The organism is uncultured Roseobacter sp., from assembly GCF_947495025.1.
GTDB lineage: Bacteria > Pseudomonadota > Alphaproteobacteria > Rhodobacterales > Rhodobacteraceae > Roseobacter.
Map to the genome: position 1 here is coordinate 1,529,360 of NZ_CANLXG010000001.1, position 10,578 is coordinate 1,539,937.

10 protein-coding genes are annotated in these 10,578 nt (G+C 58.8%); 9 read left to right on the forward strand and 1 reads right to left on the reverse strand.

Annotated features, from left to right (window positions below):
- The first annotated feature begins 1 nt into the window (after nt 1).
- The 9 genes from Q0792_RS07240 to Q0792_RS07280 all read left to right on the forward strand — a co-directional run bounded on the left by Q0792_RS07240 (nt 2) and on the right by Q0792_RS07280 (nt 9,873).
- Complete coding sequence (locus tag Q0792_RS07240; protein ID WP_298838128.1) at nt 2-1,117, forward strand: ABC transporter ATP-binding protein; 1,116 nt, start codon at nt 2-4, stop codon at nt 1,115-1,117.
- Nucleotides 1,117-2,613 carry an FAD-dependent oxidoreductase gene (locus Q0792_RS07245; protein WP_298838130.1) on the forward strand — a complete coding sequence of 499 codons (1,497 nt, stop codon included), beginning with the start codon at nt 1,117-1,119 and terminating at the stop codon, nt 2,611-2,613. Before Q0792_RS07240 ends, Q0792_RS07245 begins: the two co-directional genes overlap by 1 nt.
- A complete protein-coding gene (locus Q0792_RS07250; RefSeq protein WP_298838133.1) occupies nt 2,610-3,368 on the forward strand; it encodes a 3-ketoacyl-ACP reductase in 759 nt (252 codons plus the stop codon). Before Q0792_RS07245 ends, Q0792_RS07250 begins: the two co-directional genes overlap by 4 nt.
- Nucleotides 3,369-3,377: 9 nt before the next feature.
- Nucleotides 3,378-4,970, forward strand: a complete 1,593-nt coding sequence (locus Q0792_RS07255) for a GMC family oxidoreductase (RefSeq protein WP_298838136.1) — start codon at nt 3,378-3,380, stop codon at nt 4,968-4,970.
- Entirely contained in the window at nt 4,967-5,284 is a 318-nt protein-coding gene (locus tag Q0792_RS07260; RefSeq protein WP_298838138.1) for a Dabb family protein, read from the forward strand. Before Q0792_RS07255 ends, Q0792_RS07260 begins: the two co-directional genes overlap by 4 nt.
- A gap of 11 nt (nt 5,285-5,295) precedes the next feature.
- A complete protein-coding gene (locus Q0792_RS07265) occupies nt 5,296-6,459 on the forward strand; it encodes a dihydrodipicolinate synthase family protein (RefSeq protein WP_298838142.1) in 1,164 nt (387 codons plus the stop codon).
- Entirely contained in the window at nt 6,459-7,472 is a 1,014-nt protein-coding gene (locus Q0792_RS07270; protein WP_298838147.1) for a LacI family DNA-binding transcriptional regulator, read from the forward strand. Before Q0792_RS07265 ends, Q0792_RS07270 begins: the two co-directional genes overlap by 1 nt.
- Before the next feature lie 117 nt (nt 7,473-7,589).
- On the forward strand, nt 7,590-8,102 hold the full coding sequence (locus Q0792_RS07275; RefSeq protein ID WP_298838150.1) for a hypothetical protein: 513 nt from the start codon (nt 7,590-7,592) through the stop codon (nt 8,100-8,102).
- A 37-nt stretch (nt 8,103-8,139) separates the two neighbouring features.
- Nucleotides 8,140-9,873: a hypothetical protein gene (locus tag Q0792_RS07280; RefSeq protein ID WP_298838153.1), complete on the forward strand. Its 1,734-nt coding sequence runs from the start codon at nt 8,140-8,142 to the stop codon at nt 9,871-9,873.
- A 17-nt stretch (nt 9,874-9,890) separates the two neighbouring features.
- On the opposite strand, the gene Q0792_RS07285 is transcribed toward Q0792_RS07280, so the two are convergent.
- Complete coding sequence (locus Q0792_RS07285) at nt 9,891-10,082, reverse strand: hypothetical protein (protein ID WP_298838155.1); 192 nt, start codon at nt 10,080-10,082, stop codon at nt 9,891-9,893.
- Nucleotides 10,083-10,578 lie beyond the last annotated feature (496 nt).

Sequence of the window (10,578 nt, forward strand, 5' to 3'; positions counted from 1 at the left end):
CATGGGATTTCTTGATATTGATAACGCAACCAAATCCTACGGGTCGGTCGAGGTGCTGCACAAGGTCGACATCTCGGTTGAGGAAGGCGAGTTTCTGGTTCTGGTCGGTCCGTCGGGTTGTGGCAAATCCACCCTGCTGAACATGATCGCAGGCCTGGAGGATATCACCAGCGGGCAGATTTCCATCAAGGGCGCACCGATGAACGGGGTCCACCCGTCCAAGCGCAACATCGCGATGGTGTTTCAGTCCTATGCGCTCTATCCGAACATGACCGTTGGCAAGAACATTACGTTCGGTCTGGAAATGCACGGTGTTCCCAAAACAGAACGTGATGCCGCAATGGCCAAAGTCGCTGATATGCTGCAGATCGGTCAGCTGCTGGACCGTAAACCCGGACAATTGTCAGGCGGTCAGCGCCAGCGGGTCGCCATGGGCCGGGCGCTTGTCCGCGATCCTGATGTGTTCCTGTTCGACGAACCGCTGTCAAACCTCGACGCAAAACTGCGTGTCGACATGCGCACAGAGATCAAAAAACTGCACCAGCGCCTTGGCACCACGATCGTCTATGTGACGCACGACCAGATTGAGGCGATGACGCTGTCGACGCGGATTGCCGTGATGAATGGTGGTTATGTCCAGCAACTGGGCACGCCAAAGGAAATCTATGACACGCCCGCCAATCTGTTTGTGGCCACGTTTATGGGGTCTCCTTCCATGAACCTGATTGATGTGGCGATCCGCGCCGATGGAAACGCCGTCTATGCAGACACGACAGACGATCAGGGTCGCAAAGTCAGCCTCGCCTTTCCGGCACCCGGCGCAGCACTGCGGTCCTTTGACGGCAAGACCGTCAAACTTGGGATACGCCCTGAGGCTCTGACGGATGTGGACGGCGCCGATCAGCGGTCCTCGCACGTGGAGCAGATTGAAAACACAGTCACCGTAACGGAACCTGCCGGGTCCGACACTTTTGTGACCACCACCATTGGCGGAGCGGAATGTGTGGGCCGGATGCGGTCAGACGCAGACGTCGCCGCAGGCAGAGCTGCCACCTTTGCGATCAACATGGAAAAGGCCGTCGCCTTTGATCCACAAACGGAAGATCGCATCGCGTAATGGACACCGACGTGCTCATCATTGGTTCCGGCATGGGGGGCGCCACCATAGCGGCCGGACTTGCGTCGTCCGGTGCGCGCATCACCATTCTTGAACGGGGCGAGCACATCAGGCCCTCCGCGGATACGCGCGATGCCCGGGCAATTTTCGAACGTGGTGTGTTTCGCAACGATGAGACATGGGACGACCCATCAGGCAACGCGTTTAATCCGGGCAACTACTATAACGTCGGCGGAAATTCCAAATTCTATGGTGCGGTGCTGTTCCGCTACCGGGCCGAAGATTTCGGCGTTCTTGAGCACATGGGCGGCACGTCTCCAGCCTGGCCCATCACATACGAGAGCTTTGAGCCCTGGTACCAGAAAGCCGAAAAGCTCTATGAAGTGCGCGGAGCCAGCGGCGAAGATCCCACCGAGCCGGTGCATTCCGGCAGCTACGCATATCCGCCTGTCCCGCACGAACCGGCCATCGACGCCGCCGCCAGGCGCCTGAGAGACCAGGGCCTGCACCCGGCGCATCTGCCTCTGGGAGTGGACATCGACGCGTGGCTGTCCGAGGGGGAAACCGGATGGGACGCACACCCCAATACCGGAGACGGCAAAAAGGACGCTGAAAGCGCGGGTCTCAAGGCAGCATTGCGCCACAACACGGTCCGGCTGGAAACAGGATGTGATGTCACCCGGCTGGTCAGCGCCGAAGACGGCAGGATCGAGGCCGTAGAGTACCGCCAGGATGGCGCTTTGCGGCGTATCCGGGCGGGCATCGTGATCCTTTCTGCAGGTGCGGTGAATTCTGCCGCACTGCTGTTGCGGTCGGCGAATGATAACTTTCCCACCGGGCTGGCGAACCGTTCTGATCAGGTCGGGCGGAACTTTATGAACCACAACACGCATGCGATGATCGCTTTGCACCCTTTCCGTCGCAACCCGTCTGTTTATCAGAAAACAATGTATTTCAATGACTTCTACCTTGGCGGCGGACCGGGCAATACACCGCTGGGCAATGTCCAGCTGCTCGGAAAAATCACACCGGCAATACTGGCCAGCCAGGTCCCCCTGCCCGCGCCGGTTACAGCCTGGATCGCCCGCCGCTCTGTTGACTGGTATCTGATGAGCGAGGACCTGCCCGATCCGGAAAGTCGCGTGACCGTTCGCGGCGACCGAATTGTGCTGGACTGGCGACGCTCTAACTGGGAGGCGCACCTGCTTCTAGTGCGTAAGGTGCGCAAGCTGCTGCGGCGCGCAGGCTGGCCGGTTCTGCTGTCACGGGCGTTCGATCGGACCGTGCCGTCACATCAGTGCGGAACCGTTCGTTTTGGCGAGGATCCGTCAAGAAACCCGCTGGATATATGGTGCCGGACCCATGACCACGCGAACCTCTTTGTCGTTGACGCGGGCTTTCTTCCGAACTCTGCGGCGGTCAACCCGGCGCTGACCGTAGCGGCGCAGGCCCTGCGCATCGCGGATCACATAAGGTCACGGGACCTGGCAGCATGACCCCGGTAGCACTTATCACCGGTGGCCAGCGCGGTATCGGTCTGGGGATCGCCAAAGCGCTTGACGATGCTGGCATCCGGGTTGTTCTTGCGGCCGAGAAGTCCGTCGATGATCCGGAAGTGACACAGGCACTCGATCAGCTGGGATCCGGTGCGCTCTATGTCAGGCATGACCTGCGCAGGCCGGACAACCTGGACGCCCTCTTCGATGAAATCGAACAGCGCGCGGGGCCTGTCACCAGCCTTGTTTCCAATGCGGGAATTCCGGCTCCCGTCCGTAGTGACATGCTGGATGTGACACCGGACAATTTCGATCTGGTGATGAACGTAAACCTGAGGGGCGGTTTTTTTCTCGCGCAGTGGGCAGCGCAGCGGATGCAGAAATACGCGGGCAGCGCCGCCTGCTCTCTGGTTTTTATCACGTCGGTCAGTGCAGAGATGGTCTCAGTCGAACGGGCCGAATACTGCATTTCAAAGGCGGCGGCGTCGATGATGGCAAGCCTTTTTGCAGCCCGTCTGGCCAGCGACGGTATCGGCGTTTTTGAACTGCGCCCGGGCATTATCGAAACCGATATGACCGCCGCTGTGCATGACCGCTACGACGCGCAGATTGCCGAGGGTCTCGTACCCGCACGCCGGTGGGGCCAGCCTGCAGATATCGGCACGATCGTACGTGCTCTCGTCACGGGCGATATGGCCTATGCAACCGGCGCCGTGATCCCGGTCGACGGCGGACTGAGCATCCAGCGTCTTTAAGAGGGAAACATGTCAGAGACCTGGGATTTCATCATTATCGGCGGCGGATCAGCGGGCTGCGTGCTGGCGGCGCGTCTGTCAGAGGACCCTTCTGTCCGCGTCTGCCTGCTGGAAGCGGGTGGCGGCGATCGCAATCCCCTTTACCATCTGCCTGCCGGCTTTGCGAAAATGACCAAAGGCATCGGCGCCTGGGGATGGGAGACAGTGCCCCAGCGCCACATGAAGGACCGCATTTTCAACTATACACAGGCAAAAGTTATTGGTGGCGGATCGGCGATCAATGCTCAGATCTACACCCGTGGCAATCCGCAGGATTATGACGAGTGGCGACAGATGGGTTGCGAAGGCTGGTCGTATGAGGATGTGCTGCCCTATTTCCGGAAATCCGAGGACAACGACACGCACAACAACAGATACCACGGCCAGGGCGGCCCCCTTGGTGTTTCGCAGCCCATTGCCCCGTTACCGATCTGCGAGGCATATTTTGAGGCCGCGGCACAGGCCGGCATTCCGCGGAACCATGACGTGAATGGCGAAAGACAGGACGGCGCTGCATATTACCAGCTGACGCAGCGAAACGCGCGCAGATCATCTGCGGCCATGGCCTATCTGGCGCCCAACCTGAAACGGCCAAACCTGACACGCAAACTGAACGCTCAGGTCAGGCGCATCATCGTTGAGGATGGCCGGGCACGGGGCGCGGAACTGATGGACGGCACACGCCTTATGGCTGAGGCAGAAGTTCTTCTGTCATCGGGCGCTGTCGGTTCTCCGCGTCTTTTGCAGCTTTCCGGCATCGGCCCGGCGGATCATCTGCACGAACACGGTATCGCCGTGGTGGCAGATCACCCGCAGGTTGGCGAAAACCTGCAGGACCATCTCGATCTCTACTGTATCTGCGAAGTGTCGGGCCCTCATACCTATGACCGCTATGCAAAGCCGCATCTTTCTGCATTTGCGGGACTGCAGTATCTGCTGACAGGCAAGGGACCGGTCGCGTCCAGCTTGTTTGAAACCGGCGGTTTCTGGTATGCAGACCCGGACGCCCGCTCGCCCGACATTCAGTTTCATCTTGGTCTCGGTACGGGCATTGAAAAGGGGGTACAGGCCATGCCCCAGGGCGGTGTCACGCTCAATTCGTGCTACCTGCGCCCCCGCTCCCGTGGCACCGTCCGGCTTCAGAGCGGTGATCCGGCCAAGGCGCCACTGATCGATCCGAATTACCTGCAGGACCCGCGCGACCGTGAAATGTCAATCCGTGGCCTGAAGATCACGCAGGAAATCCTGTCACAGAAAGCGCTGCAACCGTTTATTCTGGCAGAACGCCTGCCAGGGCCAGGGGTCCGCACGGACGACGATTATTTTGACTTTATCTGCGAGCATTCCAAAACCTCGCATCACTGTGCAGGCACCTGTCGCATGGGCGGTGACGATCAGGCAGTCGTTGATACCCGACTGCGCCTGAACGGTGTGGACGGACTGCGTGTCGTCGATAATTCGATCATGCCGACCGTCATTTCCTCCAACACAAACGCTGCCGCAATCATGATCGGGGAAAAAGCCTCGGACATGATCCGGCAGGATCACGGGATAGCCATATGATACGCCATATCGTTCTGACAAAATTCAGGCCGGAGACATCCGAAGAAACCATCCACGGGATTTACGCGGGCTTGTCTAACCTGACGAACCGCCTGCCCGGCGCTCGGGGATTCACAGGCGGACGCTCGGAAAGTCCCGAGCAGATCGAGCGTGGCTACATGCATGGTTTCGTTGTCGATTTCGACAGCTGGGAGGCTTTGCAGGCCTATGCCGACAACCCCGAACATAAAGCACTGGGCGGACAGCTTGTCGAGAATGCTGTCGGTGGCATCGATGGCATTCTTGTGCTTGACCTGCCGGTCCGGACCGACTGAGGAGCCTGCAGATGCTGACCCTTCCCACGTATCACGGCACCCTTGAAAATTACCGGCAGTCCGGCACACCAGTCATGCCGCGCGCACCTGAGCATCCTTTCAGCCGCACAGCCTTTGCTGCCGCGCATGTGGTGTCTGACCCGCTTGCCGAGCGTGATCCGTGGCAGGGGCGGCCCGCCGTCGACTGGGACAGCACGCTGCGCTTCCGGCACTCTCTGTGGGATCAGGGGCTGGGGCTGGCCGAGGCGATGGACACCGCGCAACGGGGCATGGGGGTCGACTGGGCCACGGCGCGCGAGTTGATTGGCCGGACAATGAAAGAGGCCAGATCGCACCCGCTGCGACCGCGCGTCGCCTGTGGCGCGGGGACTGATCACGCTGAACCTGCTGACCTGACAACCGAGGACGCTCTGGTCGCCGCTTATTCCACTCAGATGGAAGCAATTGAAGCGGACGGCGGACAGATCATCATCATGGCCAGCCGGGCCATGGCGGCGAACGGCACCGGGCCCGATTTTTACGCCCGCGTATATGGCCGGCTGATCGAAAGTGCAGCCCAGCCCGTTATTCTGCACTGGCTGGGCGATATGTTTGATCCCGCGTTGCGGGGCTACTGGGGGTATGATGATCTGGACGATGCCTCAGATGCTGTTCTTGAACTGATCGGTGATCACGCCCCACGGATTGATGGTATCAAGATCAGCCTGCTTGAACAGTCGCGCGAGGAGGCATTCCGCGCCCGGCTGCCGAAAGGCGTACGCCTCTATACCGGCGACGATTTCAACTATGCCGCGCTGATCGAAGGCGATGGCAACCGGTACAGTCACGCCCTGCTGGGGATATTTGCAGCCATTGCGCCGGCCGCCGCGCAGGCCCTTGAGGCGCTGGCCCGGAACGATACGTCGACCTTCCACAAACTGCTTGAACCGACGGTACCGCTGAGCCGCGAAATCTTCAAAGCTCCGACGCAGTACTACAAAGCAGGGATCGCATTTCTGGCCTGGCTGAACGGTGCTCAGGAACACTTCATCATGCCTCAGGGTTTTCAGGCCAGCCGTGAGATCGCGCATTATGCCGAAGTCTTTCGTCTTGCGGATAAAGCAGGCATGCTGGCACAGCCGGACCTTGCAGAAAAACGTATGGGTCTGCTGCTGGAAATGCACGGGATCAGCTGATGGCAACGGGCAAGCGACCAACAATTGTCGACGTGGCGGCCCATGCAAAGGTCTCCAAGTCGACTGTTTCGCTTGTTCTCCAGAATTCACCGCTTGTCAGAAAAGAGACCCGCAAGGCGGTAAATGCATCCATGGTGGCGCTGGGATATGTGCGGAACCGCGCCGCAGCAACGCTGCGCGGTTCCGGGACCGGCCTCGTCGGTCTGATCATCAATGATCTGCGCAATCCGTTTTTTACCGAGTTTGCAGCATCGGTACAGATGGCACTTGCTGAACGGGGCTTCGCCACCGTCATTGCAAACTGTGACGAAGACCCGGAAACCCAGACCCGGACAATCGGGACAATGCTCGAACACGATGTTGCCGGTCTTGTGATTTCGCCCTGCTATGGTGATGCAGACAAGGGGTTTAAGGCGATAGAGCGGGCCGGAATTCCTGCGCTTCAGGTCCTGAGGGACACCCAGAGCAACACTGCGCCACTGCCGTTTTTCAGTCATGACTATGCGTCTGGCAGCCGTATGGCCGTCCGGCACCTGCTGGATCAGGGAATTGATCGGATCGCATTTGTCGGCGGTGTGCAGGGACGGAACATTACCGCAGAACGTATGTCAGGGTATCTGGCAGAAATGCAGGCCGCGACGCTGCCGACGACAATACTCCACGGGCCATCGACACGCGCCTTTGGCAGACTGGCCGTGGAAAAGCTGCTGGCTGAGCATCCTGAGGTTGAGGCGGCCATCTGCTTTAACGATCTTGTGGCACTCGGGGTGCACGCAGGCCTGTCGCAGGCAGGAAAGATGCCCGGCAGGGACTTTTTCCTGATCGGTTTTGACGACATCGAAGAGGCAAGGCTTGTTTATCCGCCCCTGTCCACGATCAGATGCGACGTTGGCCGCTTCGGTGCGATGGCAGCCGGAATACTGTACGAAATGATCCGCAATGATGCTGCGTCTGAAACCCCGGACAGGCTCGCTGTTGAACTGATAGTCCGCGCGTCCAGCACACGGATCTGACGCCACAGCGCGATTGCTTTCCCGGACCGGTCTTTGCGTGCACAGCGGCAGGTTTGACAACTTCAGAGTGTGACTGCAGGCTGTTGGCACAGATAAAACAGATTTAAAGGTGCGGAAATGGCAGATGAAACAGCTCTGGCGGCAGCCCGCGATTCAATGAAATGGTGGAACCGCTATTACCATATGCTGCTCTACCTCCACTTTTTCCTCGGCATTTCCGGAATCGTTATCGGCTCGCTGATCGCCGCAGATTTCCAGACCAACTGGAAGTTTCTCGAACCTCAGTTTCTGGGCATTCTGTCGACGGTGATTGTTGGTGTTGTGTCGTTCGTTCAGCCTGGTCGTATGGCCAGTGTCTTTTATGATGCTTACTGGCGGATGCGGGTGGCCATCCTGCGACACAAGGAAGGCCAGCTTGATCCGGCCGGCCTTGTGGACGCCATTGCCAATGGATTTACCGCGGTCGCTGAAATCCAGCCCGAGGCGCTGATTGCAGCAGAGCGCGAACGTGACCGGCCCGATGAAACCCTGACTGAGGAGCAGCAGGCCCGTCTGGTGGCATTTCGTGAGGCGCTGCTTGCAGAAAACGCCGACACCGCCGAAACAGAACCACCGCGCGAGGGATCATGAATCCCTGCCAGGGGCTGCCTGAGGGATCCTGCCGGCCATGACGTCACAATCATCGGCGCTCAGGCGCTGTGGCAGATCAGAAGATCTCGTTGTTATCCTGCATGCATTCCGCGGCGGGCCACGATCCGTGCAAAGCATTTGCGAGCATGTTCAGTCCGAATTTCCGGACGCCGACCAATATGTGCCGCAACTGCCGTGCCACCTGTTTTCGCGCGCGGACCCGGAGCGCATCGCCAAAGAACAGCTGGTGGAAATCGACCGAATCCAGGCGTCAAAAGACGGCGGCTACCGGTCGGTGGTCTTTGTGGGGCACAGCATAGGAGGGTTGCTGGCGAGGCGCATTTTCCTGCTGAAACACGAACGCGAACAGGAAGCCGGGTCACCGGGAGAGCCCGCGTGGGCTGACCATGTCAGCCGTATCGTTCTGCTGGCGGGCATGAACCGCGGCTGGAGCGCGGGGCACCACCTCAGCCCGCTCAACTATATTCAATGGCGGGCGGGCGCAGCCCTTGCCGGGATGCTCAACTGGTCTGGCAAGGCACCTTTTCTGATCATGTCGATCCGTCGCGGCGCGCCGTTTATCACAAAACTACGGGTGGGCTGGATCCGGGCCGCGAACGCTGCAGCCGCCGGCGGCAGGCATTTTCCACGTACCGTTCAGCTTCTTGGGTCGGTCGATGATATGGTTGCGCCATCGGACAATATCGATCTCGTCTCCGGGCGCAGCTTTCATTATCTGGATGTGCCCTACTCCGGTCACGCATCTGTCGTGCATCTTGATGACCAGACCCCTGTCATGGACCGGGCCGGCAGGGCAAGTACTGCAGGCAACGAACGCCGGAAGGTTCTTTCGACAGCGCTGACCGCGGATCCGGATACACTTGACAGGGCCGGCTATATCCCGTCGGACCGGCCTCTCAATCCCCAGAACCGCGATATAACGGATGTGGTTTTTGTCATCCACGGCATTCGCGACGTCGGCCACTGGACACAGAAAATAGCCCGCGCGATCATGACCAGACACAAGGAGACCCATGGCGTCATCCGCATGGCCTCCGAGACGTCCAGCTATGGTTTTTTCCCGATGCTTCCTTTTCTCCTGCCATGGGAGCGGCGGCGTAAGGTCGAATGGTTCATGGACCAGTACGCCGAAGCACTGGCAGAATTCCCCGGAGCGCATTTCTCTTTCGTGGGCCACAGCAACGGAACGTATCTGCTGGCACGTGCCTTGCGGGATTATCCGTTCTGCCGTTTTAAAAATGTTGTTTTTGCCGGCAGCGTCGTGCGGTCAGACTATGACTGGGCAGCCATATACAAACGCGGCCAGGTACAGAGGGTCCTGAACTTTGTTGCCACATCAGACTGGGTTGTGGCCATTTTTCCAAAAGCGATCGAGCTTCTGCGTCTGCAGGATCTGGGCAGCGGCGGGCATGACGGTTTTGACGAAGACGCTGCGGACAACCACCTTTTCCAGGTCCGGTACGTACGCGGCCAGCACAGTGCAGCGCTGGTCGAGGAAAACTGGAGTGCGATCGCGGAATTTGTCGTAACGGGGGAGACGCCGCAAATCCCCACATCCATCCGGTCCGAAGATCAGTCTGCCGCGCTGGCACGCGTATCGCGGTTCGCGCCAGTGGTCTGGCTCGTACTCATTACCCTGGTCACAGCGGTCGGCGCGGGGATCTGGGTCCTGGGTGGCTCGGGTGTGTCCGGCACGATTCTTACCGGACTGTACCTCGTGCTCGTCTGGAAAGTTGTTACCAGGCTCTGACACACGAAGGTGGTGGTTCAGCCATCGTCTTTGACAAACAGTGACTGGATATAACTCAGCAGCAGCCAGGTAATCAGAAACCCGATGCACTCAAGCGTGAAGCTTTTCCATTTGTAAAACATCTCTGCGATGATGAAGGCCGCAGCAAAGGGCACAGCTTCCCGGCGCAGGGCCATCTGAACACCCAGTTCCCGAAACAAAGAATACATAATTTCACTCCCCGAAAGTCTGTCGGTCAAAAGTACGGCAGCGTCTGGAGTTACCCGAAAATACAGGTTCACGCACCGCCCGCACTACAACTATAGCGATTACACTCCGGCAGTTCTACGCAGTTGTTTTTCGCGCCGGTATGACGGGTGGCGAAGTCCCGCCGGAAAGCCCGGAAACCGAACTGGCCCGTGTAGACAAAGGTAAACAACTTCTTGACGGAATCACATCATACAACGTTAACTAGAAACAGATTTCGAAATTCTACTCTTTCGCCAGTGGTCTGAAGAAGGGAGGTTCGCTTAAATCCACGACCGCAGGGGAGTGTCCCTGCCGTACCAAACTCATTTTTCACGAGTGTTTTTTGCGCGGTCTTCCCGATCGCACAGCGGCCGCAGATACAAAGCGGGACATACCCGATAACAGGCCGGATCAGTCGCTTTGATGCGATGGTTCAACAGGATCTCCGATCTTTTGAGCAGCTGAAAATTTATTTTT

Excerpts from the sequence above, each read along its gene's own strand:
- Q0792_RS07240 (WP_298838128.1), top strand. The coding sequence starts at position 2 with ATGGGATTTCTTGATATTGATAACGCAACCAAATCCTACGGGTCGGTC.
- Q0792_RS07245 (WP_298838130.1), top strand. The coding sequence starts at position 1,117 with ATGGACACCGACGTGCTCATCATTGGTTCCGGCATGGGGGGCGCCACC.
- Q0792_RS07250 (WP_298838133.1), top strand. The coding sequence starts at position 2,610 with ATGACCCCGGTAGCACTTATCACCGGTGGCCAGCGCGGTATCGGTCTG.
- Q0792_RS07255 (WP_298838136.1), top strand. The coding sequence starts at position 3,378 with ATGTCAGAGACCTGGGATTTCATCATTATCGGCGGCGGATCAGCGGGC.
- Q0792_RS07260 (WP_298838138.1), top strand. The coding sequence starts at position 4,967 with ATGATACGCCATATCGTTCTGACAAAATTCAGGCCGGAGACATCCGAA.
- Q0792_RS07265 (WP_298838142.1), top strand. The coding sequence starts at position 5,296 with ATGCTGACCCTTCCCACGTATCACGGCACCCTTGAAAATTACCGGCAG.
- Q0792_RS07270 (WP_298838147.1), top strand. The coding sequence starts at position 6,459 with ATGGCAACGGGCAAGCGACCAACAATTGTCGACGTGGCGGCCCATGCA.
- Q0792_RS07275 (WP_298838150.1), top strand. The coding sequence starts at position 7,590 with ATGGCAGATGAAACAGCTCTGGCGGCAGCCCGCGATTCAATGAAATGG.
- Q0792_RS07280 (WP_298838153.1), top strand. The coding sequence starts at position 8,140 with ATGACGTCACAATCATCGGCGCTCAGGCGCTGTGGCAGATCAGAAGAT.
- Q0792_RS07285 (WP_298838155.1), bottom strand. The coding sequence starts at position 10,082 with ATGTATTCTTTGTTTCGGGAACTGGGTGTTCAGATGGCCCTGCGCCGG.